Origin of the sequence: Streptomyces sp. Qhu_M48 (genome assembly GCF_051305195.1) — a bacterium.
GTDB lineage: Bacteria > Actinomycetota > Actinomycetes > Streptomycetales > Streptomycetaceae > Streptomyces.
Genome location: NZ_CP195432.1, coordinates 6,866,776 through 6,891,588, shown reverse-complemented (window position 1 = coordinate 6,891,588; position 24,813 = coordinate 6,866,776). Strand labels below are relative to the sequence as shown.

At 72.7% G+C, this 24,813-nt stretch carries 21 protein-coding genes and 1 pseudogene; 9 read left to right on the top strand and 13 right to left on the bottom strand.

Translation table 11 applies throughout. The annotated features are described in order from the left end of the window. Nucleotides 1-21 precede the first annotated feature (21 nt). Both ACRRSS_RS30790 and ACRRSS_RS30785 read right to left on the bottom strand, forming a co-directional pair. Entirely contained in the window at nucleotides 22-888 is an 867-nt protein-coding gene (locus ACRRSS_RS30790) for a tyrosinase family protein (RefSeq protein WP_435974314.1), read from the bottom strand. Next, the gene (locus tag ACRRSS_RS30785) at nucleotides 872-1,285 is read right to left on the bottom strand and encodes a tyrosinase family oxidase copper chaperone (protein ID WP_435974313.1); all 414 of its coding nucleotides are present in this window, start codon (nucleotides 1,283-1,285) and stop codon (nucleotides 872-874) included. The genes ACRRSS_RS30790 and ACRRSS_RS30785 overlap by 17 nt, the downstream gene beginning before the upstream one ends. A 174-nt stretch (nucleotides 1,286-1,459) precedes the next feature. Between ACRRSS_RS30785 and ACRRSS_RS30780 the strand changes: the two genes are divergently transcribed. From ACRRSS_RS30780 to ACRRSS_RS30770, 3 genes are read left to right on the top strand one after another with little or no spacing between them, the layout of a single operon-like run. Continuing rightward, nucleotides 1,460-1,963 carry a DUF5949 family protein gene (locus tag ACRRSS_RS30780; protein WP_435974312.1) on the top strand — a complete coding sequence of 168 codons (504 nt, stop codon included), beginning with the start codon at nucleotides 1,460-1,462 and terminating at the stop codon, nucleotides 1,961-1,963. Between the two features lie 19 nt (nucleotides 1,964-1,982). Then, complete coding sequence (locus ACRRSS_RS30775) at nucleotides 1,983-2,633, top strand: vitamin K epoxide reductase family protein (protein WP_435974311.1); 651 nt, start codon at nucleotides 1,983-1,985, stop codon at nucleotides 2,631-2,633. Between the two features lies 1 nt (nucleotide 2,634). Beyond that, nucleotides 2,635-3,651, top strand: a complete 1,017-nt coding sequence (locus tag ACRRSS_RS30770; protein WP_435974310.1) for a glycoside hydrolase family 26 protein — start codon at nucleotides 2,635-2,637, stop codon at nucleotides 3,649-3,651. A 39-nt stretch (nucleotides 3,652-3,690) separates the two neighbouring features. On the opposite strand, the pseudogene ACRRSS_RS30765 reads toward ACRRSS_RS30770, so the two are convergent. Then, nucleotides 3,691-3,843: pseudogene (locus tag ACRRSS_RS30765) on the bottom strand (PAQR family membrane homeostasis protein TrhA); the annotation flags it as partial. Between the two features lie 250 nt (nucleotides 3,844-4,093). Between ACRRSS_RS30765 and ACRRSS_RS30760 the strand changes: the two are divergent. Continuing rightward, nucleotides 4,094-5,917: a phosphoenolpyruvate carboxykinase (GTP) gene (locus ACRRSS_RS30760; protein WP_435974309.1), complete on the top strand. Its 1,824-nt coding sequence runs from the start codon at nucleotides 4,094-4,096 to the stop codon at nucleotides 5,915-5,917. Between the two features lie 144 nt (nucleotides 5,918-6,061). Here the strand turns inward: ACRRSS_RS30760 and ACRRSS_RS30755 are convergent, their stop codons facing one another. The 6 genes from ACRRSS_RS30755 to ACRRSS_RS30730 all read right to left on the bottom strand — a co-directional run bounded on the left by ACRRSS_RS30755 (nucleotide 6,062) and on the right by ACRRSS_RS30730 (nucleotide 12,647). Next, nucleotides 6,062-6,652 carry a hypothetical protein gene (locus ACRRSS_RS30755; protein ID WP_435974308.1) on the bottom strand — a complete coding sequence of 197 codons (591 nt, stop codon included), beginning with the start codon at nucleotides 6,650-6,652 and terminating at the stop codon, nucleotides 6,062-6,064. Then, the gene (locus ACRRSS_RS30750; protein WP_435974307.1) at nucleotides 6,639-8,258 is read right to left on the bottom strand and encodes a substrate-binding and vWA domain-containing protein; all 1,620 of its coding nucleotides are present in this window, start codon (nucleotides 8,256-8,258) and stop codon (nucleotides 6,639-6,641) included. Before ACRRSS_RS30750 ends, ACRRSS_RS30755 begins: the two co-directional genes overlap by 14 nt. Next, nucleotides 8,255-9,475: a toxic anion resistance protein gene (locus tag ACRRSS_RS30745; protein WP_435974306.1), complete on the bottom strand. Its 1,221-nt coding sequence runs from the start codon at nucleotides 9,473-9,475 to the stop codon at nucleotides 8,255-8,257. The genes ACRRSS_RS30750 and ACRRSS_RS30745 overlap by 4 nt, the downstream gene beginning before the upstream one ends. Further along, nucleotides 9,472-10,611: a hypothetical protein gene (locus tag ACRRSS_RS30740; RefSeq protein WP_435974305.1), complete on the bottom strand. Its 1,140-nt coding sequence runs from the start codon at nucleotides 10,609-10,611 to the stop codon at nucleotides 9,472-9,474. Before ACRRSS_RS30740 ends, ACRRSS_RS30745 begins: the two co-directional genes overlap by 4 nt. Before the next feature lie 354 nt (nucleotides 10,612-10,965). Further along, a complete protein-coding gene (locus ACRRSS_RS30735; RefSeq protein ID WP_435974304.1) occupies nucleotides 10,966-11,358 on the bottom strand; it encodes a hypothetical protein in 393 nt (130 codons plus the stop codon). Nucleotides 11,359-11,435: 77 nt separating this feature from the next. Continuing rightward, entirely contained in the window at nucleotides 11,436-12,647 is a 1,212-nt protein-coding gene (locus ACRRSS_RS30730; RefSeq protein WP_435974303.1) for a pyridoxal phosphate-dependent aminotransferase, read from the bottom strand. A gap of 177 nt (nucleotides 12,648-12,824) precedes the next feature. Between ACRRSS_RS30730 and mptB the strand changes: the two genes are divergently transcribed. Next, entirely contained in the window at nucleotides 12,825-14,267 is a 1,443-nt protein-coding gene (mptB, locus tag ACRRSS_RS30725; RefSeq protein ID WP_435974302.1) for a polyprenol phosphomannose-dependent alpha 1,6 mannosyltransferase MptB, read from the top strand. Here the strand turns inward: mptB and ACRRSS_RS30720 are convergent. Next, nucleotides 14,235-15,827 carry an N-acyl-D-amino-acid deacylase family protein gene (locus ACRRSS_RS30720; protein WP_435974301.1) on the bottom strand — a complete coding sequence of 531 codons (1,593 nt, stop codon included), beginning with the start codon at nucleotides 15,825-15,827 and terminating at the stop codon, nucleotides 14,235-14,237. The two genes, mptB and ACRRSS_RS30720, sit on opposite strands and share 33 nt — an antisense overlap. 142 nt (nucleotides 15,828-15,969) lie before the next feature. After that, nucleotides 15,970-17,232, bottom strand: coding sequence for an alanine racemase (locus tag ACRRSS_RS30715; RefSeq protein WP_435974300.1), 1,263 nt, complete (start codon nucleotides 17,230-17,232; stop codon nucleotides 15,970-15,972). A gap of 169 nt (nucleotides 17,233-17,401) precedes the next feature. Between ACRRSS_RS30715 and ACRRSS_RS30710 the strand changes: the two genes are divergently transcribed. Genes ACRRSS_RS30710 through ACRRSS_RS30700 form a run of 3 tightly spaced genes read left to right on the top strand, consistent with a single transcriptional unit; the run spans nucleotide 17,402 to nucleotide 19,628 of the window. Next, nucleotides 17,402-18,463 (top strand): sugar kinase, encoded by a 1,062-nt coding sequence (locus tag ACRRSS_RS30710; RefSeq protein WP_435975459.1) that lies wholly within the window; start codon nucleotides 17,402-17,404, stop codon nucleotides 18,461-18,463. Next, entirely contained in the window at nucleotides 18,460-19,221 is a 762-nt protein-coding gene (locus ACRRSS_RS30705) for an IclR family transcriptional regulator (protein ID WP_351899620.1), read from the top strand. Before ACRRSS_RS30710 ends, ACRRSS_RS30705 begins: the two co-directional genes overlap by 4 nt. Next, on the top strand, nucleotides 19,218-19,628 hold the full coding sequence (locus ACRRSS_RS30700) for a RidA family protein (protein WP_435974299.1): 411 nt from the start codon (nucleotides 19,218-19,220) through the stop codon (nucleotides 19,626-19,628). Before ACRRSS_RS30705 ends, ACRRSS_RS30700 begins: the two co-directional genes overlap by 4 nt. Nucleotides 19,629-19,780: 152 nt before the next feature. Here ACRRSS_RS30700 and ACRRSS_RS30695 read toward each other — a convergent pair whose 3' ends face one another. Continuing rightward, on the bottom strand, nucleotides 19,781-21,145 hold the full coding sequence (locus ACRRSS_RS30695; protein ID WP_435974298.1) for a M14 family metallopeptidase: 1,365 nt from the start codon (nucleotides 21,143-21,145) through the stop codon (nucleotides 19,781-19,783). A 179-nt stretch (nucleotides 21,146-21,324) separates the two neighbouring features. Between ACRRSS_RS30695 and ACRRSS_RS30690 the strand changes: the two genes are divergently transcribed. Further along, nucleotides 21,325-22,563, top strand: coding sequence for a serine/threonine-protein kinase (locus tag ACRRSS_RS30690; protein ID WP_435974297.1), 1,239 nt, complete (start codon nucleotides 21,325-21,327; stop codon nucleotides 22,561-22,563). Between the two features lie 212 nt (nucleotides 22,564-22,775). Here the strand turns inward: ACRRSS_RS30690 and ACRRSS_RS30685 are convergent, their stop codons facing one another. After that, nucleotides 22,776-24,497, bottom strand: a complete 1,722-nt coding sequence (locus ACRRSS_RS30685) for a chitinase (RefSeq protein ID WP_435974296.1) — start codon at nucleotides 24,495-24,497, stop codon at nucleotides 22,776-22,778. Nucleotides 24,498-24,813 lie beyond the last annotated feature (316 nt).

The window sequence follows — 24,813 nt, the reverse complement described above, 5'->3', positions numbered from 1 at the left end:
GGCCACGGGGACGCGGGGAGTTCAGGCGTACCGGTAGATCCGGCTGTGGTCGAACACCGACGCCGGGGTCACTCCCCAGGGCGCCATCGGCTCGTTCCGGGCGACGACCTTCCGGTACTGCCCGTCCCCGAGCGGCGGCGGCTCCGCCGGCAGGTAGGCGGCCCCCGGGTTGCGCGCCTGCCAGCGCGACCAGACCAGGTCGACGAAGGAGTGGTGCAGCCAGAACACCGGGTCGTTCACGGAACCGCCGCCGAGCATCAGACCGCCGACCCAGCGGTGCACCCGGTTGTGGACGCGGAACCGTTCGTTGCCCCGGCCCGGCGCCCAGCCCTCCAGGCCGTTGCGGAAGCCGGCGGTGCTCGTCGAGTTCCAGGGCGCCACGTCGTACGTCCGCTCCCGCATGACGGCGTCGAGCTGGGCCGGCGTCGGGAGGGCGATCGGGTCGTGCGGGCGGCCCAAGTCCCTGGTCAGGAAGCGTCCCTCGGTCATCGACTGGGTGATCGTCCACCGTCCGGAGGAGTAGGCGAAGGGGCCGGTCATCACCTGGAGGTCGGTCCGGCGCCCGTTGCCGCCCATGAAGTCCTCGCCCCAGAGCGAGGAGGCCGGGGAGTTGTCGCGGGTCCAGTCCCAGTACGGCACGGACACCGTCGGGTCGATCCGGCGCAGGGCCGTCTCGAACTCCAGCAGGAACCTGCGGTGCCAGGGCAGGAAGCTCGGCGTCATGTGGGCGACCCGGAGCCTGCCCTCCCCGTCGGCCGTGTAGTGGTCGATGTGCGTGCGGACGAAGCGGTCGTACGTACCGGTCCGCTTGAGCTCCAGGACGGCGGCGACGAACTTCCGGCGCTCGGCGCCGGTCAGGTCGCGCTGGTTCTTACGCGTGTACACCACGCGGGCTCCCTCCCGTCGGGTCGGTGTGGACGCCGTGGGCGCCGGCGAGCGGGGAGAGCCGGGCGGCGCCCAGCTCGTCCACGGCCGCGCGGGTGGCCGCCAGCGGCGTCGGCCAGGACTCGTAGTGGTCGATCGGGGTGACGTAGCCGCCGTCGGCGCAGCGCATCAGATGCAGCGGCCGGCCGTCGACCAGGGCCGTCGGTCCGCCCTCGGCGCCCGAGAAGCCGAGGATGCGGCGGCCCCTGTACATCTCGTCGAAGGCGTGCGGGTCGACCGGTAGTTCCGAGGGCGACCCGGTGGTCGGGCGGGCCGCGACGCGGCCGAGAGCGCCCCCGGTGAAAGCGGTGACGGCCAGAGCGAAGAGGGACCGCAGGGCGACGCGGCGCGGGACGATCATGCGTGATCTCCTCGGGGTCGGCTGGGGGTCCCCCGCCGCAGGCTGGGGGAGCCCTCAGGGCACAACGATGAAACCCCGGGTTCGTTGCGCCGGAAATGCCAGCGGCGTGAATGTCGGCCGTTCGGGTGAAAGCGGCGCGGGGAAAAGGTGGTTGGAGCATTAGCATCCGGATTCATGACCACTTCCAACGTCGTTTCCTCGGCGCGCAGCGCCTCTCCGCTGGGAACTCTCACGGTTATTCCGTGGTCCAGCGAGCCCACCGCCGATTCGGCGGGCACGCCTTTCCTCCTGGCGTACTCGCTCGGCGACGGCCGGGACGGGCCGGAGGCCGGTCAGCAGGCCATGCGGTCGGCCCTGGAGGCCATGGGCCTCTCCGTCGGCGACCGTCTCTTCGACCTGGACAAGGACGCCGGGATCAACGCCTCCCTGCTCGTCGAGGGCGGCTCCGCCGTCCTCAGCCTGCCCTTCCTGAAGGTGCAGTGCCCGGTGCCCGACGAGTGGCAGGCCGCCGCCCGCGAGTCCGGGAAGGTCTACCTCATCTGCTCCCTGCGCCCGTGGCCCGAGGCGGTCCCCGGGCAGCCGGTGGACGAGGCGCGGCTGCGCTCCTTCGTCTCCGACGAGGAGATGCTCAAGGAGAGCGCCCACGTCCTGATGCCCGTCCGGCGTCTGCAGGGCTGAGCGGGAACGGGGTCGCGTCATGGCGACGGTGAACGTGCGGGGCGGGGTGCCGGGCCAGCGGCAGGAGGAGGAGTCCGCGCGGGAGTCCGCGGGGGCGATCGGCGCGGGCCGGGCCTTCGCCTGGATGCTGATGGTCACCGGGGCGGCGGGCGTGCTGGCCGGCTGGGTGATCACGATCGACAAGTTCCACCTCCTGGAGGACCCCGGCTTCCAGCCCGGGTGCAGCCTGAACCCGGTCGTCTCCTGCGGCAGCATCATGAAGAGCGAGCAGGCGGCGGTCTTCGGCTTCCCCAACCCGATGCTCGGGCTCGTCACGTACGCCGTCGTCGTCGCGCTCGGCGCCGGGCTCCTCGCCGGGGCCCGCTACCGGGGGTGGCTGTGGCTCGGCCTCAACGCCGGGATGCTCTTCGGCGTCGGCTTCTGCACCTGGCTGATGTACCAGTCGCTGTACGAGATCAACGCGCTCTGCCTGTGGTGCTGCCTGGCCTGGACGGCCACGATCGTCATGTTCTGGTACGTCACCGCGCACAACGTCCGGCACGGGGTGATCCCCGCCCCGGCGGGGCTGCGGACCTTCTTCGGCGAGTTCGCCTTCGCCCCGCCCGTCCTGCACATCGGGATCATCGGGATGCTGATCCTGACCCGCTGGTGGGACTTCTGGACGAGCTGACGTGACCTCCCCCCGCCGCCGGCCGCGGGCCGCACTCACCGTGCTGCTCGCGGCCGTTCTCGTGCTCCTGCTGCCGTACGACCGGATCGCGCCCGGCGACCGGCACACCGGCACCCTGGCGCTGCCGGAACCGGAGCCGCTGCCCGGGGTCCCCTCGGGGTTCTTCACCGGCTCCGACGAGGCCGGAGTACGCCGGATCGCCCAGGCGCAGGCCTGGCTCGGCGGGGAGACGCTGACCGTCGGGCACACCTATCTGCCGGGCGACCGCTGGTCCAACATCGAGGGTCATCCGGCGCTCTTCGGCCCCTGGGCGCGCTGGAAGGAGGGGCGGCCGGGGCGGCTCTTCGTGCTGAACGTGCCGATGATGGACCGCAGCGAGGCGGGTCTCCCGGACGCCGAGGTGCGGACGGGGCTGCGGAGCGGCGCGGCGGGCGCCTTCGACCGGCACTTCCGGGTCCTGGGGGAGCGGCTCGTGGAGCACGGGCTCGGGGACGCGGTCCTGGTCCTGGGCTGGGAGATGAACGGCACCACGTACAGCCACCGGTGCGGACCGGACCCGGCGGCCTGGAAGGCGTACTGGCGCCGTGTGGTGGACGTGCTGCGGGGGGTGCCGGGGCAGCGGTTCCGCTTCGACTTCACTCCGAGCCGGGGACGGGACGCCGTGGAGTGGCCGCGCTGCTACCCCGGGGACGACGTCGTCGACATCATCGGCCTCGACGCCTACGACCAGCCCGCGGGTGTCTCCTTCGAGGAGCAGGTGGGCGAGGAGTACGGGCTCGACCACCATGTGCGGTTCGCGGCGGCGCACGGCAAGCCGGTCTCGTACCCGGAGTGGGGGCTCTTCCGGAACGGCGACAACCCGGCGTACGTCCGGGGGATGCTCGACTGGTTCGCGACGCACCGGCCGGTCTACCAGACGGTCACCGACTACTGCCCCCACGGAGTGTGGGGGTGTGCCGACAATCCGGAGTCGGCACGGGTGGTGAGGAAGGCGCTGGGGGCGCCGGCCGGACCCTGAGGGCCGGCTCCGGGCGGTCGGTCGGGGAGCGGCCGGCCAGGAGTGCGGGTACACCACCAGCGAGATGCCGACGTAGTGGACGGTGAAGGCGGCCGGCGTCACGGCCGCCCAGCCCATCGCGGTGTAGCAGGGCGTGTACAGCCAGCGAGGGGCGCCGACCCCGAAGGCCCGGAAGGCGATGCCCGCGGCGGCGTCGGGAGCGACGGGGGACGCTCGATCGGGGGCGGTTCCGGCCCTGCCGCGGTCATGGCGGAAGCGTGCCTACGGGCCCGTACGTCCCGGATATGAGTGGCGATGCTCACGTGGGCGGACCCCTGGACATATGGGCGGAAGCGTCGGATGATCAAATGAGTGCGGTCGGCACCGGATGAGCAGCTACGAAGCATCCGGGTCGCGGCCCCCACGGGGCACACACCTAAAAACCCCTCTACAAGGAGCAATCGTGGCGCGCGACAACGCGGCTCCCCAGACCCTTCCGACCCAGCACCAGGAGCTCGTCTCCTGGGTGAACGAGATCGCCGAGATCACCCAGCCGGACGCCATCGTCTGGTGCGACGGCTCCGAGGCCGAGTACGAGCGCCTGTGCGAGGAGCTCGTCGCCAAGGGGACCTTCACCAAGCTCGACCCGGTGAAGCGTCCGAACTCGTACTACGCCGCCTCCGACCCGACCGACGTCGCGCGCGTCGAGGACCGGACCTTCATCTGCTCCGAGAACGAGGAGGACGCGGGCCCGACCAACCACTGGAAGGCCCCGGCCGAGATGAAGGAGCTCTTCGCGGGCTCCGAGGGCATCTTCCGCGGCTCGATGCGTGGCCGCACCATGTACGTCGTGCCCTTCTGCATGGGCCCCGTCGGCTCCCCGCTCTCCGCCATCGGCGTCGAGATCACCGACTCCGCGTACGTCGCGGTCTCCATGCGCACCATGACCCGGATGGGACAGCCCGTCCTCGACGAGCTCGGCACCGACGGCTTCTTCGTCAAGGCCGTCCACACCCTCGGCGCCCCCCTGGAGGAGGGCCAGGAGGACGTGCCGTGGCCCTGCAACTCCACCAAGTACATCTCGCACTTCCCCGAGAGCCGCGAGATCTGGTCGTACGGCTCGGGCTACGGCGGCAACGCCCTGCTCGGCAAGAAGTGCTACGCGCTCCGCATCGCCTCCGTCATGGCGCGTGACGAGGGCTGGCTCGCCGAGCACATGCTGATCCTCAAGCTCACCCCGCCGCAGGGCGAGCCGAAGTACGTCGCCGCCGCGTTCCCCTCGGCCTGCGGCAAGACGAACCTGGCCATGCTGGAGCCCACGATCTCCGGCTGGACCGTCGAGACCATCGGCGACGACATCGCCTGGATGCGCTTCGGCGAGGACGGTCGCCTGTACGCGATCAACCCCGAGGCCGGCTTCTTCGGTGTCGCGCCCGGCACCGGCGAGCACACCAACGCCAACGCCATGAAGACCCTCTGGGGCAACTCCGTCTTCACCAACGTCGCCCTCACCGACGACGGCGACGTGTGGTGGGAGGGGATGACCGAGACGGCCCCCGCGCACCTCACGGACTGGAAGGGCAACGACTGGACGCCGGAGTCCGAGACGCCGGCCGCCCACCCGAACGCCCGCTTCACCGTCCCGGCCGGGCAGTGCCCGACGATCGCCCCCGAGTGGGAGGACACCAAGGGCGTCCCGATCTCGGCGATCCTCTTCGGTGGCCGCCGCGCCTCCGCCGTCCCGCTGGTCACCGAGTCCTTCGACTGGAACCACGGCGTCTTCCTCGGTGCCAACGTCGCCTCCGAGAAGACCGCCGCCGCCGAGGGCAAGGTCGGCGAGCTGCGCCGCGACCCCTTCGCCATGCTGCCGTTCTGCGGCTACAACATGGGCGACTACATGGCCCACTGGGTCAAGGTCGGTGCGACCGCCGACGCGGCGAAGCTGCCGAAGATCTACTACGTGAACTGGTTCCGCAAGAACGAGGCCGGGAAGTTCGTCTGGCCCGGCTTCGGCGAGAACAGCCGCGTCCTGAAGTGGATCGTCGAGCGCCTGGAGGGCAAGGCCGAGGGCGTCGAGACCCCGATCGGCGTCCTGCCGACCCCGGAGTCCTTCGACACCGAGGGCCTGGACCTGCCGGCCGAGGACCTGGAGTTCCTCCTCAAGGTCGACCGTGACGTGTGGCGCGAGGAGGCCGCCCTCGTCCCCGACCACCTGAACACCTTCGGCGACCACACGCCGAAGGAGCTGTGGGACCAGTACCACGCGCTGGTCGAGCGCCTGGGCTGATCCCGCACCCGAGACTCGTGGTGGGTTGCCCCGAACTACCGCCCTGACCAGTGGGGTCACGACGGCCCATCACGACGCGACCGGCCCCCGGAGCCCCCTCAGGCTCCGGGGGCCGGCGCACGTCCGGAACCGGGCGCCCCCTGATCAGTCGCCCCGCTCCTCCACGTACCGCGTGTGGATCCGCTGGCGGATCGCCTCCTCCTCCCGGAGGGCGGTGGCGATCGCCGCCGCCTCCTCGTGGAGCGCGGCCAGCTGGCGTTCGAGATGGCCCTCCGGCTCCTCGGCGCCCGAGGCGAACCGCGACCACCACCGCGTCCGTACGAACGTGTCGACGGCCTCCGGAACGTCCTGCCGCACCGCGCGGGCCAGCACGCGCAGGTGCTCCGGGTCGCTCACCCAGCCCGGTTCGAGCAGGGCCTCGACGAGGGTGCCGAGCCGGTCGAGGCCCTCGCGCGCGGCGGGCGGCAGCTCCACCTCGGCGAGGTACGCCCGCAGCGTCGCGAAGTCGGTCCGCAACGCGTCCAGCTGCTCGCCCGCGCCCGGGAACTCCGGGGTGTCCGGGCGCTCGGGCGGGGCGATCAGCGCCCCCGCCGCGTACAGGCCCGCGACCACCAGCGGCCAGAGGCCGCCCGCCGCCCCGGTGAGCGCGACGCCGACGCCGGCCAGACCGCACGCGCAGCCCGTCAGGTTCTTGCGGGAGCCGGCGTACCCGAGGAGCCGGTCACTGGTAGCCACGGATCTCCTCGAAGGCGCCGTCGAGCGAACCCCGGGTGGCGTCGAAGAGCCTCCCGCCGGTCAGGTCGGCGATGTGGCCGAGTTCGCCCCGGTCGGAGTCCCCGAAGAGGATCGGGAAGACCGGGGTGCGCCGCTGCCCGGCGGGCAGGGAGCGGTAGAAGGCGTCGAAGGCGGAGGCCGGGTCGCCGTCGGTGTTCTCCCCGTCCGTCATGAGGACGACAGAGGTGAACGTGTCGCCGGGCGCCTTCCCGAGGAAGCGGTACGCCTCCTGGACGCTGGAGTAGATCGCGGTGCCGCCGGAGGCGGAGAGCCTCCCCGCGTCGGCCCTGATCGCGTCGAGCGCCGCCCCCGGCGAGGCCGGGTCGACGGTGTGCGTACGGACCTCGCCGCGCTTCACCGAGGAGCCGAACGGCATCAGCGTGACCTCCTCCCGGTCCCGGAAGTCACCGGTCAGCTCGGCCAGTGCCGCCTTGAGGCGCTCCAGCCGCTCGCCGCTCATGGAACCCGAGGTGTCGAGCACGTAGACCGTGCGGGACGGCCTGCGCAGGGTGTTGTCGTACGCGTCGAGCAGACCGTCCGCCACCGCCCGGCTGCCGGGGAACGGCAGCTCGCGCCGCTGGTCCCGGGCGAGCGCCGACGCCGGACGGACCCCGGCGACCACCGGCCTGCGCAGCGTCGACTCCGTGATGCGGCGCTGGACGTCCGGGGTGCGCAGATACGTCGTCAGCCGGCCGGCCGCCTCCTTCGCCTCCGGGCGGGCGGAGGTCAGCAGCGTCAGCGGATAGTCGGCGGTGACGACGCCGTCGGTCGGCCGGATCACGGTCAGCTCGCCCGACGGGAACGAGGACAGCAGCACCGACTCGTAGTTGACGAGCGCGTCGACGTCGCCACGACGGCCGTAGGCGGTGGCCAGCCAGCCGGAGGAGCCCGACGTCAGCTTCTGGCCGGTGAAGAAGTCCTTGAGCTTCGGGGTGGCCCGGCGTACGTCCGCCTCGGTGAGCGCGGCCTGGGCGCCGGAGAGCCCCGAGGCCACCGAGACGAGGGCGGAGAAACCGGAGTTGGAGCGCACCGGGTCCGTCATGCCGTACGTCAGCTTCCCGTCGGCCACCGCCCGGTGCAGCTGCGACCAGGTGACCTTCGCCGGGTCCCAGCCGAGCCGGGCGACGGCTGCCGGCCGCACACCGAGGGCCACCGGCGAGACCATCACCGGCGTCTCGCCGGTGATCCTCTTCGCGGTGTCGGGGCGGAGCCGCAGGTAGTCGTTGGAGGAGAGCCAGACCGCGTCGTACGCCTTATCCGCCGCGCCGGACGCGATCCGCTCGACGGCGTCGAGGGTGCCCGTGTAGGTGAGGCGGACGTCGACGCCGGTCGCCGTCCTGGCCGACCGCAGGACGGGCTCCATGTCGGAGAGTTCGGAGGACGCGAGGACGCGCAGGGTGCCGGGCGGGACCGGCAGGCGCGGCCCGTCGTCCGGCCCGGTCCGGTCCCCGGCCCCGCAGGACCCGCCGGTGGCGGTGACGAGCAGGGCGAGCGCGAGACCGGCCAGCGTCCGGGTGTGGGTGCGGTGCTTCCGGGCGGCGCCGGCCGCCCCGGGGGCGGTCCTCATGCCGGGCCACCGCCTTCCAGGGCCCCGGTGCGGCGGCCGCGGGCCAGGTGGGCGCTCGCCTCCTGGAGTTCGGCGGTCAGCGACTCGACGGTCGCGGCCATCGACTCCGTCGCCCGCGCCTTGTACGTGTCGATGGCGTCGAGCGTCCGGTAGATCTGCTGGAAGGCCGTGCGGAGCGTCTCCGCGCCCACCGCCGGGTCGGCAGCGATCCGCTGGATCTCGCCCGCCTGGGTGGCGAGCATCTCGGCGTTGCCGCGGATCAGCTCCTCGGTCGTCGAGCGCAACACGTCGACCTGCTCGGCGACCTTCCGCTGGTTCTCCAGCGCCGACGCGAGCATCACCGCGATCCGCAGCGCCGACAGGGTCGTCGTCGCGGCCCGCTCCACACCCTTGATCAGCTCGTCGTTGTTCCGCCGGACCACGTCCATCGCCAGATACCCCTGCGCGCAGACGGCGAGCTGGGTCAGCAGGTCCTGGTGCTTCTGCCGGACCGGGAAGAGGAGGTCGGCGCGGAGCGCGTCCGCCTGCGCCGGGTCGGGCGCGGTGGCGACGCGCCGCTCCACGGCCGCGTCGAGGGCGGCGGTGAGCACCGCGTACTCCTGGAGTTTGCCCATGGTCTCCCAGAGCCGGGCCCGCTCCGTCAGCAACGCGGCGTTGTCGCGGCGCAGTTCGTCCTGGCCGCCGCGCAGGGAGCCGACGATCCGGTTCAGGGTGGTCTGCGAGGAGGCGTACCTGGCCACGTGGTCGCGGAGCCTGTTGCCGCCGGGGAGCTTCGCGAGCAGCCCCTTGAGACCCTTGCCGGGGGTGTCCCGGGGGTCCAGGTCCTCGACGGCGCGCCGGAGTTCGACGAGGGAGGAGCCGACCCGGGACCGGGCGTCGCCGCCGGGCGCGCCGGAGCCGAGCGAGCGCACCGTACGGTCGAGCATGCGGTTCGACTGCTGGGCCGCGGAGCGCATCTCGCCCGCGCCGAGCCCCGCGATCTCGCCGACGCGGCCGGCGAACTCGGGGGAGCGCGGGTCGAGTCCCTCGATCGAGTCCACGTACGCGGCGGCCCGGCGGGACATCTCCGTCCGGGTCGCCTGGTCCAGCGGCACCAGGCCGGAGGCCTGCTCGGCACGGACCGCCGGAACGGGCTCGGGCGGGGTGAGGACGAGCGGTGTGTCGTGCTCGGGCGGTGTCAGGGCCATCGTCCTTCTCGGATCGGCGGGCGGTGTCATGCGGTGTCCCCCTGGTCGCGGGCCCGCAGGGCCATCTCGTGCAGCACCTCGCTGGTGGGCACGGGCGCCTGGCGGACTCCGGTCAGCGTCTGGTTGAGGTACTCGGCGTGCTGATCGGTCGCGGCGTCGAACTCGCTCGCCGCGCCCTGCGGCCGGAACCCGTGACGGACCGCGAGCTCGCGCAACTCGGGATCGGTGGCGAGGAGTTCGCCCAGGGTCCGGCCGTTCTCGGTGAGCGGCACGAGGGTGTGGTCGCTGTTGACCGTGGTGTCCGGGTAGAGGACGACGAGGTCGCCCATCGGGCGCCCGGCGAGCAGCTGGGCGGCGACCTGGGACTCGTACACGAGGACGAGCGGGTTGCCGACGCCGCTGACGAAATCCCGGAAGGGGGCGTCCGAGCCGGACTGCTGGGCGCCCTGGACCTGGACCAGCTTGCGCAGGAGCGGGGCCGTGCGGGTGATGGCCGCCCTGTCGCCCGCGACCCGGCCGCCGTCGGCGACGTAGCTCGCGGCGGCGAGGTAGAGGGCGCCGGAGTTGGAGGCGACCGGGTCGGTGGAGGTGATGAAGAGGGTGCCGCTCAGCTCGGGGTGCCCGGCGGCCCCCTTGAGCTGCTGCCAGGTCCGGTCGGCGCGGGCCGCCGCGAGATAGGCGTCCATCTTCAGGGTGCCGCTGGTCCCGCGCGCGCCCAGGGTCACGAGGCCGTTCCCGGCGAGGACCCGGGCGGCGGTGCTGTGCGCGACGACGACGAGCGGCGAGTAGAAGGGGCGCAGCGGGGCGCTCGCCGCCGCCTGGGCGCCGGTCTTCCTCCCGGCCTTCGCGCGGAGTTCGTCGGCCGGTCCCTTGGAGGACGGGAAGGCGAAGTCGTAGCCGTCGAGGGGCAGTTCGTCCATGTCCCAGGACCCGGAGGTCTCGGTGCGGACGGTGAGGCCCTTCGCGCCCAGGGCCTTCACCACCCGGGGGTCGGCGAAGAACTCCGCCTTCTCCGACCCGATGACTCCTCGCACGGTCTTCGTCGCCGTGCCCGTGTCCTTGTCGCCGCCCGTCACGAGGACGGCGGCCACGCCGCCGAGGAGCAGGACGGCCAGGACGATTCCCAGGATGCGTCTCACGCGGGCAGCGTGCTCGCGGAAACCCACATTCCAGGGGGAGTTGGGTGGACGGGGCGTGAAGGGGCGATCCCGGTACCGAACCGGAGGGCGGGGTGCCGTATGTCCGGAGCCCAGGGCGCGGGGCGCGGTGCCGCGGGCCCGGTGCTCCCGGCGGGGGCCTTCCGGCCGGGTGCTTCCGGCCGGGTGCTTCCGGCGGGGGTCTTCCGGCGGGGGTCTTCCGCCGGGGACGGCGTCGGCCGGGGGTGGGCGGAGGGGGTGCCGGGGTGGGTGGCGCCTGGTCGGCGGCGCCGGGTGGGTGGCGCCGAGCCGGTGGCGTCCGGCGGGCGGCGCCGGGTGGGTGGCGCCCGGTCCGCGCGGTTCGTGCCGCGCGGACCGGGGCCGTCAGGGGGCGGCGACCAGGGTCTCCCCGGCCAGCGCCGCGGTGTGCGCGTCCATCCGCTCGGCGGCGAGGATCGCGGCGGCCGTGTCGGCCCGGGAGGCGGCGACGACCAGGGCGCGGCCCGCGAGGGCGTGGGCCCTGTGGTGCAGGTCCCGCGTGGGCGAGCCGCTCAGACCGGCGTGCCGCGCGGGCGGCGCGCCGCGCAGCCGCGCCACCTGCCGGGCGATCCGCTCGCCGGCCTCGGTGTCGCCGAGCTCGTCGGTGACGGCGAGCAGGGCGGAGAGGTGTCCGGCGAGCTGGATGTCCAGCTCTTCCTCGCGGGAGCGGTGCGGGTACGTGTCGGGGGCGTCGTCGGCCGTCCGGTGGACCGACTTGGTGCGGATCGGTTCGTACATGGGACAGCCTCCTGAGTGCTCTGGAGCCATCCTAGCTTAGATTCAGTCTAAAGTTGAGTCCGGTCCGGAGAGATCGGTCAGGGCTGGCTGTAGCCGTCCAGGAAGCGGCCGATCCGGGTCACCGCGTCCGCCAGGTCCGCCGCCGCCGGCAGCGTGACGATCCGGAAGTGATCGGGCTCGTGCCAGTTGAACCCCGTCCCGTGCACCACCATGATCTTCTCGGCCCGCAGCAGGTCGAGGACCATCTGCCGGTCGTCCTTGATCTTGTAGACGTTCGGGTCGAGGCGCGGGAACAGGTACAGCGCGCCCTTCGGCTTCACACACGTCACGCCCGGGATCCGGGTCAGCAGCTCGTACGCCGTGTCCCGCTGCTCCAGGAGCCGCCCGCCCGGCAGCACCAGGTCCTCGATCGACTGCCGGCCCTGGAGCGCGGCGGCCACCGCGTGCTGCGCCGGCATGTTCGCGCAGAGACGCATGTTCGCGAGGATCGTCAGGCCCTCGATGTACGAGGTCGCGTGGTGCTTCGGGCCGCAGACCGCGAGCCAGCCGGAGCGGAAGCCGGCCACCCGGTAGTTCTTGCTCATCCCGTTGAAGGTGAGACAGAGGAGGTCGGGGGCGATCGCGGCGGTCGGGGTGTGCGTCGCGCCGTCGTAGAGGATCTTGTCGTAGATCTCGTCCGAGCAGACGACCAGACCGTGACGCCGGGCGATCTCCGTCAGGGAGCGCAGCATCTCGTCGTCGTAGACCGCACCCGTCGGATTGTTCGGGTTGATGATCACGATCGCCTTGGTGCGGTCGGTGATCTTCCGCTCGATGTCCGCGAGGTCCGGCATCCAGTCCGCCTGCTCGTCACAGCGGTAGTGCACGGCCGTACCGCCCGCGAGCGAGACCGACGCCGTCCACAGCGGATAGTCCGGAGCCGGTACGAGGACCTCGTCGCCGTCGTCGAGCAGCGCCTGCATCGACATCTGGATCAGCTCCGAGACGCCGTTGCCGAGGTAGATGTCCTCGACGGAGAGCGGAATGCCCTTGGTCTCGTAGTGGCTCATCACCGCGCGGCGGGCCGAGAGCAGCCCCTTCGCGTCGCCGTAGCCGTGCGCCTCGGAGAGGTTGCGCAGCACGTCCTCGAGGATGGCGGGCGGACACTCGAAGCCGAAGGCGGCGGGGTTGCCCGTGTTGAGCTTGAGGATGCGATGACCCGCGGCCTCAAGCCGCATCGCCTCTTCGAGCACCGGACCCCGGATTTCGTAACAGACGTTGGCGAGCTTCGTGGACTGGATCACCTGCATGACGAGAGCTTACGGCCGGGTCGGCCGGGACGCCTCGTGTTTTGGGACACGTCGGACAAGGGGGCGGGCCCCCGGCGGACCCGGCGGCGGAACGCGCCCGCGCTCCCGACCGTGGAATAGCCGCCGTCCCGACCGCGGAATAGGGGTCCTCGGCCCGGCGGGATAGGTTGGCCCGTCATGTGGGATCTCCGTGCTTCCGGATGCCGCCGGCTGGGTGCGGCCGGCTCGCTCGCCGTCGCCGTGGGCGGGTGGGCCGCCGGGACGCTGCCGGTACGCGGCGGCTGGGGACTGTGGGAGCCGCGCGGCTCCGCGCTCACCGTGGCCGGCGCCCTCCTCGCGTACCTCGGCCTGACCCTGCTCGTCGCCGCCTGGTGGCGGTACGGAGTCCTCCTCGCCCGGGGCGTGCGCGACGGGGTGCTCACCACCCTCGCCTGGTGGACCGCGCCGCTGCTCCTCGCCCCTCCCCTGTACAGCGCGGACGTCTACAGCTACATCGCGCAGGGCGCCATGGTCCTCGAAGGGCACGACGTCTACGGCGGCGGGCCCGCCGTCCTGGGCCCCGACGAGCTCGGGTGGGACGCGGCCGCCAGCGTCGGCGGCCACTGGACCGACACCCCCGCGCCGTACGGACCGGTCTTCCTCGTCCTCGCCCAGCTGGTCGTCAAGGTGACCGGCGGCGAGATCGTCCCCGCCGTGCTCGGCATGCGGGTCCTCGCGGTCGGTGCGCTCGCGCTGATCGTCTGGGCCGTACGGGGGCTCGGCGGCGGGCCCGGCGGCCGTGACGGGGCGGTCTGGCTGGCCGCCCTCAACCCCCTGCTGCTCATCCACGTCGTCGGCGGCATGCACAACGACGGCCTCATGATCGGCCTCATGCTCGGCGGGGTGCTGCTCGCCGTGCGCGGGCGGTGGGTGCTCGGCAGCGTCCTCGTCGGCCTCGCCATGATGGTCAAGTCGCCGGCGGTGGTCGCGCTGCTCTTCGTCGGCGTGATCATCGCCCGGCGTGACGGGGGCGTACGGGGGGTGGTCAGGGGCCTCGTGCTGCCCGGCGTCGTCGCGGGCGCGGTGGCCGCGGGGGCGACGGTCCTCGCCGGAACCGGGTTCGGGTGGGTGCGGACGCAGAGTGTCGCCGGGACGATCCACACGGCGCTCTCCGTGAGCAGTGATCTCGGACTCGGGCTCGGGCTGCTGTTCGGGGACGACCCCGACCCCGTGCGGGGGGTCGTGCGGCAGCTGGGGCTGCTCGTCGCCGTCGTGATCATCCTGGCCCTCGCGTGGCGGGCCTGGCGGGGGCGGCTCGATCCGGTCCTCGGCCTCGGGCTCTCCCTGGTCGCCCTCGTCGCGCTCTCGCCGATGGTGCAGCCCTGGTACCTGCTGTGGGGGACGGCCGTCGTCGCGGCGGCCGCCTGGCGCAGCCGGGCCGGGCAGGTCCTGGTGGTGCTGTCGGCGGCGCTGGTGTACGAGACGGCGCCCTCGGGCCGGACGCCCTGGTACGGGTTCGTGGTCGCGGGGGTCGTGGCCGCGCTGGGCCTCTGGTGGACGAGACGGGAGTCCTGGGGCGGGGCGGAGACCGCGCCCGTCGCCCCCGGGCTAGGCGGTGCGGCGGATCGAGCGGCCCGCTAGGGCGTCGGTGCGCCTGCCGTCCTCCATGACGAACTCGCCGTTGACCAGGACGTGCGGGATCCCCGTCGGGAGGGCGCGGGGGTTGGCGTACGTCGAGCCCGCCGCCACCGTCTCCGGGTCGAAGAGGACCAGGTCCGCCACATGTCCCTCGCGGACCTCGCCCCGGTCCCTGAGGCGCAGGCGGGCCGCCGGGCGGGAGGTCAGGTGGGCCACGCACTCCTCCAGGGAGAGGACGCCGAGCTCGCGCACGTACCGGCCCAGGTACCGCGGGAACGTGCCGTACGCGCGGGGGTGCGGCTTCGTGCCCTGGAGGATGCCGTCCGAGCCGCCCGTGTGCACCCGGTGCCGCATGATCGTCCGGACGTTCTCCTCGTGGCCCACGTGCTGGAGGATCGTCGTGCCGAGCCGGTCCTCCAGGAGGAGCCGGCGGGCCGTGGTCCAGCCGTCCACGCGGCGGCCCACGAACTCCGCGAGCTTCGGTTCCGACACCCCCGAGATCTCGATCGTGTCCCACTCGACCGGCACCCCGTGGCAGCCGTCCGAGCCGATCACCTCCAGGTGGTGGCGGATGCGCTCGGCCGTCTCGTCGTCCCTGAGCCGCGCGAGCACCGCCTCCGGGCCGCCCTCGCCCGCCCAGCTCGGCAGCACGGCGACCAGCGTCGTACAGCCGGGCGTGTACGGGTACGTGTCGAGGCTGATGTCCGCGCCCGCGTCGAGGGCCCCGTCGAGGAGGGCGAGGAGTTCGGGGGCCCTGCCCTCGTTCACGCCGAAGTTCATGGTGGCGTGGGCGAGGTGGAGGGCGCAGCCCGCGTCGCGGGTGAGCCGCACCATCTCCTCGTACGCCTCCAGGGCTCCCGCACCGTACGAGCGGTGGTGCGGGCAGTAGTAGCCGCCGTACTCCGCCACGACCCGGCAGAGTTCCGTGAGCTCGGCGTCCGGCGCGTACATCCCCGGGGTGTAGGTCAGCCCGGAGGACATGCCGACCGCGCCCTGCCGCAGGCCGTCCGCGACGAGGTTTCGCATCCGGTTCAGCTCGGCCTCGGTGGCGGGGCGGTCCTCCCACCCCACGGCGTGCATGCGGACCGTGCCCTGCGGGACGAGATAGGCGGCGTTGACGGCGACGCCCCGGCCGTCGTGCCCCCGGTCCAGGCGGTCCAGGTACTCGCCGACCGTGCGCCAGTCGAAGTCGATGTCGTCGCCGTACCCGTTCCAGCCGGTGATCGCCCGCCGGACCTCCGCGAGCGTGCGGTCGTCGACCGGGGCGTACGACAGTCCGTCCTGCCCGAGCACTTCGAGCGTCACGCCCTGCGCGGCCTTCGCGCTGTGGTCCGGGTCGCGGAGCAGCGCGAGGTCGCTGTGGGCGTGCATGTCGACGAAACCGGGGGAGAGGACGAGCCCCTCGGCGTCCACGACGCGGCGGGCGCTCGGGCGTTGGCAGCCGGCCGCCGCGCCCTCCTTGACGATCGCGGTGATCCGGCCGCCGTCCACCGCCACGTCGGCGCGGTAGGAGGGGGCGCCGGTGCCGTCGACGACCTCCGCGTCGCGGAAGACGAGGTCCATGGGGGCTCCTTCGGAGGATCGGGGGATCGGGGACCGGGGCGACGGTGGTGACCGGGACGACGGGGGTGACCGGGACGACGGGGGCGACCGGAGCGACTGGAGCGACGGGGGTGACCGGGGTGACCGGGGTGACCGTGTCGATCTAGAAGAAGGTGCGGATGTAGTCGACCACCGTGCCGTCCGCCTCGACCAGCGGGATCAGCTGCCACTTGTCGAAGGACGTGCACGGGTGGGACAGGCCCGTGCCCAGCCAGTCGCCGACCTCCAGATCGGCGCCCGCCTCCGTCCGTACCCAGGCGTGCTGGTCGGAGAGACCGGTGACGGTGATGCCCTCGGCGGGGCGGATCTCGCCGGTGCGGCCGTCGCGGACCACCTGCGCCTCGGGCAGGTGCAGGTCGTGGGCGGCGTCGCGCTTGCCCGCGTTGGTGAAGGCCTGCTCAGGGGTGGGGCGGGAGACGACCTGCGACCAGAGGCGGAACGCGGGCTCCAGGGCGCCCTCCTCGGGCACCCGGTTGAAGGGGGTGAGCTTCCGGTAGTGGCCGTCGTCGTGCGACACGTACGCCCCGGAGCGCAGCAGCTTCAGCACGGGCCGGGAGAACGCCGGGAGTTCGGCGAAGACCTCGGCGACCGTGTCGAACCAGGCGCTGCCGCCCGCGCTGACGACGATCTCGTCCGTCTCCGCGAACCGGCCGGCCTTGTCCCACTCGGCGGCGAGCCCCGTCAGGCGGCGCAGCCAGGCCCGGACCCGCTCGCTGTCGGCCCCCGGCACCTCGCCCTCGTACCCGGCGACGCCGACGAGCCGGAGCGTGGTGGTGGCGGCGACCGCGTCGGCGACGGCCGCGCACCCGTCCTCCGTACGGACTCCGGTACGGGCCCCCTCGCCGGCGCCCAGTTCCACGACGACGTCCACGGCTCGGGCCGCTCCGGCGGCGCGCAGGGCCTCGTCCATCAGCTCCACGCCCCGGACCGAGTCGACGTAGCAGACGAAGCGGAAGCCGGGGTCGGCGTCGAGTTCGGCGGCGAGCCAGCGCAGGGCGGCGGTGTCGACGAGTTCGTTGGCGAGGAAGATCCGGGCGATGCCGTGGGCCCGGTAGACGCGGGCCTGGTGGGGCACGGCCGCGGTGATGCCCCAGGCGCCGTGCGCCAGCTGCCGGTCGAACAGCTGGGGGGCCATGGAGGTCTTGCCGTGCGGGGCGAACGCGAGGCCGTGGCGCTCCGCGTACGCCTCCAGGAGACGGAGGTTGTGCTCGACGGACTCGGCGGAGAGGGCGAGGACGGGGGTGGTGAAGCCGCCGGTGAAGAGGTTGCGCCGCTGGGCCGCGAGCTCACCGACGGTCAGGCCCTCGGCGTCCGGGGGCAGGGCCTTGAAGCGGTGGTCGACGCGCTCGTTCGCCAGGTCGGGCATGAGGCCTCCTCATCGAAGCGTTGCGTATTGTGCAACAGTCATTGCGTATGTCGCTCAATGCTGTCTAGCATCCGGGCCAAGGCCGGGTCAATGGACCCCGCGAGAGTCGCAAGGGAGCGCGAGAGTGGCCGGAGAACCGCCTGTGGACGTCGTGTGCCTCGGCGAGTCCATGGTCACCTTCCTTCCCTCCCGACCGGGCCGCCTCGCCGACGTACCGGCCTTCGAGCGCGCGATCGGCGGCGCCGAGTCCAACGTCGCCTGCGCCCTGGCCGCCGCGGGACACCGGACCCGCTGGGTCGGCCGGGTCGGCGAGGACGGATTCGGCGACCACCTCGTCGAGACCATCGGCGGCTACGGCGTCGACGTCACCGCCGTCGACCGCGACCCGCGCCGGCCGACCGGCGTCTACTTCCGCACCGCCGCCGACCGGGCCACCGACGCCCACGAGGTCGTCTACTACCGCGCCGGGTCCGCGGCCTCCGCGATGTCACCCGCGACCGTGCCGTACGAGACCCTCGCCGACGCCCGCGTCCTCCACCTCACCGGCATCACCGCGGCCCTCTCCGACGACTGCCTCGCCCTGATGCGCGCCCTCACCGCACCCAGGGACGGCCGCCCCCTCGTCTCCTTCGACGTCAACTGCCGCCCCGGCCTGTGGCGCGACGGCCCCGCCACCGCGGGCCGCGTCCTCCTGGAACTCGCACGCGGCGCCGACCTCGTCTTCGTCGGCGCCGACGAGGCGGAGCAGGCCTGGGGCCTCACCGGCCCGGCCGCGATCCGCGCGGCGCTCCCCGAGCCGGCGGTCCTCGTGGTGAAGGGGGGAGCGGACGGCGCGACGGTCTACGAACGCACCGGGGCCGGGGCCGGGGCCGGGGGCGGGATCGGTGGCGGTGACGGTGACGGTGACGGTGCGAGCGCGGGTACGGGCGTCGGTGCCGACTCCGTCGTGTACGTGCCCGCCCCCCGTGTCGACGTCGTCGCCGCGGTCGGGGCCGGAGACGCCTTCGCCGCCGGATTCCTCTCCGCCACCCTCCGCGGGCTCGACGCCACCGCCCGCCTCCGGCACGGCCACCTCCTGGCCGCCGCCGCCCTCACCGTCCCCGGCGACCTGGCCACGCCGCCCCGCCGCGCCCACGCCGACCGGCTCGCCGCCCTCGACCCGACCGCCTGGGGCACACTTCAGCTCGGCCCCGGCTGGACGGGGGACGACCAGGAGGGACGTACACCATGAGCCAGACCGTCGACCGGGCGCTCAGCATCCTGCCCCTGCTCGCGCAGGGTCCCGCCGACCTCGGGCAGGTCGCCGACCGACTCGGCGTCCACAAGTCCACCGCCCTCCGGCTGTTGCGCACCCTGCACGAGCACGGCCTCGTCTACCGCCAGCAGGACCAGCGCTACCGCCTCGGCGCCCGGCTCTTCGCCCTCGCCCAGGAAGCGGTCGAGAACCTCGACATCCGCGAGATCGCGCACCCCCACCTCGCCGCGCTCAACGAACGCATCGGGCACACGATCCACCTCGCCGTGCACGAGGAGGGCGAGGTCCTCTACATCGACAAGGTCGAGAGCCGCTACCCGGTCCGCATGTACTCGCGCATCGGCAAGCCCGTCGCGATCACCGTCGCCGCCGTCGCCAAGCTCCTCCTCGCCGACCTGCCCGAGCCCGAGCGCCGCGCCATCGCCGCCAAGCTCGACTACCCCCCGTACACGCCCCGTTCGACCCCGAACGCCGCCGCCTTCCTCAAGGAGCTGGCGACCGTACGCGAACAGGGGTGGGCCACCGACCTCGGCGGCCACGAGGAGTCCATCAACTGCGTCGGCGCCCCGATCCGCGGCGCCGACGGGCGCGTCGTCGCCGCGATGTCGGTCTCGGCGCCCAACGTCGTCGTCACGGCCGAGGAACTCCTCACCCTCCTCCCGCAGGTGCGCCGCACCGCGGACGCCATCAGCCGGGAGTACTCCGGCACCTCCCCGAACAAGGACAGCGCATGACCGAGAAGATCGCCCTCACCCCCGCCACCCACACCGCCCCGCCCGCGAAGTTCTCGCACGGCGTGAAGAAGGGCAACATCCTCCAGGTCGCGGGCCAGGTCGGTTTCCTGCCCGCCGTCGAGGGCGAGGCCCCGAAGGTCGCGGGCCCGACCCTGCGCGAGCAGACCCTCCAGACCTTCGCCAACGTCAAGGCGATCCTGGAGGAGGGCGGCGCGAGCTGGGACGACGTGATGATGACGCGCGTCTACCTCACGGACGTGGACCACTTCGCCGAGATGAACGCGATCTACGACCAGTACTTCCAGGAGCAGGGCCTCCAGGCGCCGGCCTCCGCCCGTACCACGGTCTACGTCGGTCTGCCCAAGGGCCTCCTCATCGAGATCGACGCCCTCGCCGTCCTGGGCTGACCCACCCACGGCCGCCCCGGCCGACCGCTGTCGGCCGACCCGAGCGCGTACGGCTTCGTCCGAGCGGCCGGCCCGTGACGCGCGGGCGCCCCGGCGGTGGTCCGCCGGGGCGCCCTGTCACGGACGGCGTGCCCGGGTGTGCGTACGGGACGTCAGGCCGCGCAGTACTGCGCCTGCTTGCCGATCGAGCGGTACATGCAGTCCGCGTTCTCCAGGAGCTGCAGGACGGCGTCGCGGTTGCGGCTCGTCTCACGCTCGATCACCTCGTCGGGCGGGTAGAAGCCGCCGCCCGAGGACGAGGCCGGGTACATCTCGAAGGTGTACCCGAAGATCTTGTGCACGCCCCACAGGTAGTCGTCGATCGAGCCGTCCGTGATGTACAGGTCGCTGGACTGCTCCGGCGTGTAACCGTTGCTCGCGGCCATCTTCCCGCCGACGGTCGCGAAGGCGTCCCGGTCGTCCTGCGTCATGCCGGGCGCGGTGTTGGCCGTGGTCCAGCCGAAGGGCCAGAGCACCAGCTGGCTGTAGGTGTGGAAGTCGATGGCCGCGGTGATCTGCTGCTTGCCGCCGACCACCCGGGAGCGGACGAAGTCGGCGACGACCTTCACCTCGGGGGCGGACTCGGGGGCCGTGCCGCGGTAGGTCTCGGAGCTCTTGGAGCTGGAGGAGCCGCCGCAGCAGCCCCACTTGTAGTCCCAGTTCCGGTTCATGTCCGTGCCGATGTACGAGGAGCCGGAGTTGGGCTGCCGGTTCTTGCGCCAGCTGCGGTAGGAGCCGCTGGCGATGTCGTACTCGCCGCCGTCCGGGTTGAGGTCCGGGACGATCCAGATCTCGCGGCCGTTCACGGCGTTGGTGACGCGGGAGTCGCTGCCGTACCCCGCGCCGAGTTCGCGCAGCAGGTAGAGCGCCATCTCGACGGTGAGGTGCTCACGGGCGTGCTGGTGGTGGGTGAAGAGGACCTCGGGTTCGTTCTCGTCGGTGGCGACGTTGTCGCTGATCTTGATGGCGACGATGTCCCGGCCCTGGTACGTCTTCCCGATGACCCGCTTGCTCATGATGGACGGGTACTGGGCGAGCCGCTGGTCGATCTCCGCGGTCATCTCGGCGAAGTTGTGGTACCTCGCGTCGGCGGACGGGAAGTCGAGCGCGCCGACGCCGTGGCTGTGCCCGTCCCCCTCGGCCGAGCGGTTCGGCGGGCCGGGGAGGGCGACCGGCTTGTAGCCCAGCGCCTTGAGGTTCCGGAGCTGTTCGGTGTTGGCGCTGACGACGACCGAGCGGGCGTCGACCTCGTCGATCGAGACGCCGGTGGCGGCGAGCGCGGTGCGGGCGGCCGGGGTGGAGGGCCCGGCGACCTCGTACTGCCGGATCACCTCCTCGGCGCCCGAGGCGATGCGGGCGGCGGTCGGCGCCGGGTCGGCCCCGGCGGGTGTGGTGAGGGCGGAGAGGGGCGCCGCGAGGGCGAGCGCCACGAGGGCCGCGAGGGTGGCGGACCTTCTGCCGCGGGTGGGACGTCGCATGTCGTCTCCTGGGTGGGGAGTGTGGGGGTGTGCGACAACTCGTGCGGGTGTCCGGACGGGTGTGGGTGTCAGGACGTGTGCGGGTGTCCGGACGGGTGTGGGTGTCAGGACGTGTGCGGGAGTCCGGACGTGTGTGGGTGTCCGGCCACATGGTGGAGCCATGTCATGGACCGGTCAAGATGGCGAGTTCGGCCATACTGTCCCGCGTGGGGACCCTCATCGGCAGATACGTCATCGAGCACAAGCTAGGCGAAGGCGGCATGGGCACCGTCTACCTGGCCCGATCCCGCGGCGGGCGTGCCGTCGCCGTCAAAGTGGCCCGGCCGGAACTCGCCGCCGACCCCTCCTTCCGCGCCCGCTTCCGCGCCGAGGTCGAGGCGGCCCGTCAGGTCGGCGGCTTCCACACCGCGCAGGTCGTCGACGCCGACCCCGACGCCGAGGCGCCCTGGCTCGCCACCGCCTACATCCCCGGCCCCACCCTCTCCGCACTCGTCACCGCCGAGGGCCCGATGGACGAAGGGCGGCTGCGCTCGCTCGGGGCCGCGCTCGCCGAGGCCCTGGAGGCCATCCACGCCTGCGGACTCGTCCACCGCGACCTCAAGCCCGGCAACATCGTGATGGCCCCCGACGGGCCCCGCGTCCTCGACTTCGGGATCGCCCGCGCGGTCGAGTCGACCCGGCTCACCGCCACCGGCGCCGCCTTCGGCACCCCCGGCTACCTCGCCCCCGAACAGGCCCTCGGGGAGGAGGTGACGGGCGCCGCCGACGTCTTCGCCCTCGGCGCGGTGCTCGTCGCCGCGGCGGGCGGACGGCCCTTCGGGGACGGGACGCCGATGGGCCTCATGTACCGGGCGGTGCACGAGGCCCCGGACCTCGCCTCCGTGCCGGAGGCGCTGCGCGGGCTCGTGGGCCGCTGCCTCGCCAAGAACCCGTACGAACGGCCCACGCCGGAGGAGATCCTGGACGCGCTGGGGGAGGTGCGGGACGCGGTGGTACGGACGCCGACGGTGGTCGTACCGGCACGGACCCCCGTACCGCCGCCGACCCCGGTGGACGCGCCTCCCCCGCACCCCGCACCCGTCGCTCCGACTCCCGCTCCCACGCTGTTCGTGCCGCCGCCGCCCGCCGCGCCCCCGCAGCCCGTACCGGAGTTCGTGGCCGCCGACCAGGTCTACGGGATCGTCGTGGACGGCGCCGGGGTCTGCCTCCAGCTCCTCGATGAGGAGGCGGAGTTCACCTGGCCCGAGATCGGAGCCGTACGGTACGAGCGGACCCGGCGCGGCCGGTGGCTGCGCGTCACCGTCCTCCTGTACGACGGGACCACCTACGACTGCGAGATCGACGGGCGGCGGTCGGCGAGGGTCGACGCCTGGGTCCAGGGCCTCGAACGGGTCCTGGCCCGGTTCCTGCCCGTCTGAGACGACAGCCTGGGACGACAGCCTGGGACGACCGCCTGGGACGACCGCCTGGGACGACCGGCTGAGGCGCACCGGCCGAGACGCCGACTGGGACGACCGGCTGACGGAACGGCGCAGCGCCGCCGGGGGAGCGGCGGCGCTGCGGTGGAGCTTCCGTGCTTTCGGAGTGGTTACGGGCTACGGACTACGCGCTACGGATTACGGACTACGGGCTACGGCAGGTTGTGGACGTGCGGGCCCACCGCGTTCGACCAGGCGTTGCCGGCCGTCGCGTCCCAGTTGGTCGACCAGGTCATCGCGCCGCGCAGCGTCGGCCATGCCTGGGCCGGCTTGAAGGTGCCGCAGCCGGTGAGCCTGGTCAGGCAGTCGAGCGCGTTCTTCACGATCTGCGGGTCGACGTAACCGCTGCCCGCGCCCCGCGTGGAGGCGGGGACGCCCAGGCCGACCTGGGACGGCGCGAGGCCGCCCTGGATCTGGATGCAGGCGAGCGCGGTGAGGAAGTCCACCGAGCCCTGGCTGTACACCTTGCCGTCGCAGCCGAGCATCGAACCGCTGTTGTAGTACTGCATGTTGACGACCGTGAGGATGTCCTTCACGGCGAGGGCGGTCTTGAAGTACTCGGTGCCCGTGTTCTGCATGTCGATGGTCTGCGGGGCCATCGTCAGGACCATGGTGGAGCCGGCCTTGGCGGAGAGCTGGCGCAGCGCCTTGGTCAGGTACGTGGAGTTGATGCCGTGTTCGAGGTCGATGTCGATCCCGTTGAAGCCGTACTCCTGCATCAGGGTGTAGGCGCTGTTCGCGAAGGCGGTCGCGGAGGCGTCACTGTTGATCGTGACGTTCCCCTTCTCGCCGCCGACCGAGATGATGACGGACTTGCCGGCCGCCTTCTTGGCCGCGATGTCGGCCTTGAAGTCGGCGACCGAGGCGTAGCCGACGGCCGGGTCGAGGTTGAAGACGATCTGGCCGGGCGTGGCCGTCGAGTCGGCGAACGAGACGGCGATGATGTCGTACTGCGACTGCACGTCCCGCAGCTTCTGGACCGTGGCGCCGTTGTTGAAGTTCTGCCAGTAGCCGGTGAGGGCGTGCTTGGGCACGGCCGGGCCGGGGCCCGGGTCGGTGACCTTGGCGGTCCGCGCCGTCACGGCGGCGGACTTCGCGGACTCGCCCGCGGAGTTCGTCGCGGCGACCTGGAACTGGTACGCGGTGTCGGCGGTGAGTCCGGAGACGGTCGCCGAGGTGCCGCTGACGACCTGCGGGTTCGAGCCGTCCCGGTACACCTTGTAGCCGGTGGCGCCGGAGACGGCGTTCCAGCTCAGGGCGACGGAGGAGGAGGTGACGGTGCCCGCCGCGAGACCGGCCGGGGTGGACGGGACGACCGGGTCGGGGTCCTGGCCGCCGCCCCCGTCGGGGCCGAAGACGGAGACGTCGTCGACGGAGTACGGGGTGGTGCCGTACCAGCCGTGGGTGTAGATCTCGACCGAGGTGGTGCTCGCCCCGGTGGTGAAGGTGGTGGTGAGCTGCTTCCAGGAGGCGCTGTCGGGCGTCCAGGTGGAGACGGTGCCGGTGCCGGTCCCGGTGCCGCTCGCGCCGAGGTAGGCGTAGCCGCCCTGGACCCAGGCGCTCAGCGTGTACGTCGAGTTGGGCTTCACGGTCACGGTCTGCACGCACTTGGCGTTGTCGAGACCGGCCGGCGTGGCTCTGAGGGCGCCCGCGCCGGTACGGACCGGGGAGGAGACGGCGGCACCGCTCCCGGCGGAACAGGCCCAGTTGGCGAGGCCGTTCTCGAATCCGGCGTTCTTGGCGACGTTGACGTCGGCGGCCTGGGCGGTGCCGGCTCCGCCGACGAGGACGAGCCCGGAGCCGACGGCGAGCGCGAGGGCCCCGCCGAGCCAGCGGCGTCCGTGCGGGCGGGTGGTGGTGCGGTCCACGTGCATCCTCCGGTGGGGGAGTTGGGGATGTGGAGGTGCCGTACGTCGTCGTACGGAGGGGCTCGTACGGGGGGTACGAGTGTGTACGGGGGGTACGGGAGTGCGAGGTGTACGGGGAGTGCGGACGGTGGCCACCGTTGTCGGAACAAGCTGGTCCAGACCAATCGCGTTGTCAAGACCTCTGGCAGCGGGGCCTGTTCGCCGGGACGGGTGCCGAGACGGCGGACCGACGGCAAAGGACGGGGTGGGAAGGGTCGAGGGGCCCAAGCTCCGGGCCCAAAGAAATGCGGAGAGCTTGGCGGATTGTGTGTTCACCACCCCG

What these genes read in the sequence shown, in the direction of transcription:
- ACRRSS_RS30785 (WP_435974313.1), bottom strand. Translation starts at nt 1,285, where the DNA reads ATGATCGTCCCGCGCCGCGTCGCCCTGCGGTCCCTCTTCGCTCTGGCC.
- ACRRSS_RS30780 (WP_435974312.1), top strand. Translation starts at nt 1,460, where the DNA reads ATGACCACTTCCAACGTCGTTTCCTCGGCGCGCAGCGCCTCTCCGCTG.
- ACRRSS_RS30775 (WP_435974311.1), top strand. Translation starts at nt 1,983, where the DNA reads ATGGCGACGGTGAACGTGCGGGGCGGGGTGCCGGGCCAGCGGCAGGAG.
- ACRRSS_RS30750 (WP_435974307.1), bottom strand. Translation starts at nt 8,258, where the DNA reads ATGAGGACCGCCCCCGGGGCGGCCGGCGCCGCCCGGAAGCACCGCACC.
- ACRRSS_RS30745 (WP_435974306.1), bottom strand. Translation starts at nt 9,475, where the DNA reads ATGACACCGCCCGCCGATCCGAGAAGGACGATGGCCCTGACACCGCCC.
- ACRRSS_RS30735 (WP_435974304.1), bottom strand. Translation starts at nt 11,358, where the DNA reads ATGTACGAACCGATCCGCACCAAGTCGGTCCACCGGACGGCCGACGAC.
- ACRRSS_RS30730 (WP_435974303.1), bottom strand. Translation starts at nt 12,647, where the DNA reads ATGCAGGTGATCCAGTCCACGAAGCTCGCCAACGTCTGTTACGAAATC.
- mptB (WP_435974302.1), top strand. Translation starts at nt 12,825, where the DNA reads ATGTGGGATCTCCGTGCTTCCGGATGCCGCCGGCTGGGTGCGGCCGGC.
- ACRRSS_RS30720 (WP_435974301.1), bottom strand. Translation starts at nt 15,827, where the DNA reads ATGGACCTCGTCTTCCGCGACGCGGAGGTCGTCGACGGCACCGGCGCC.
- ACRRSS_RS30715 (WP_435974300.1), bottom strand. Translation starts at nt 17,232, where the DNA reads ATGCCCGACCTGGCGAACGAGCGCGTCGACCACCGCTTCAAGGCCCTG.
- ACRRSS_RS30710 (WP_435975459.1), top strand. Translation starts at nt 17,402, where the DNA reads ATGGTCACCTTCCTTCCCTCCCGACCGGGCCGCCTCGCCGACGTACCG.
- ACRRSS_RS30705 (WP_351899620.1), top strand. Translation starts at nt 18,460, where the DNA reads ATGAGCCAGACCGTCGACCGGGCGCTCAGCATCCTGCCCCTGCTCGCG.
- ACRRSS_RS30700 (WP_435974299.1), top strand. Translation starts at nt 19,218, where the DNA reads ATGACCGAGAAGATCGCCCTCACCCCCGCCACCCACACCGCCCCGCCC.
- ACRRSS_RS30695 (WP_435974298.1), bottom strand. Translation starts at nt 21,145, where the DNA reads ATGCGACGTCCCACCCGCGGCAGAAGGTCCGCCACCCTCGCGGCCCTC.
- ACRRSS_RS30690 (WP_435974297.1), top strand. Translation starts at nt 21,325, where the DNA reads ATGGCGAGTTCGGCCATACTGTCCCGCGTGGGGACCCTCATCGGCAGA.
- ACRRSS_RS30685 (WP_435974296.1), bottom strand. Translation starts at nt 24,497, where the DNA reads ATGCACGTGGACCGCACCACCACCCGCCCGCACGGACGCCGCTGGCTC.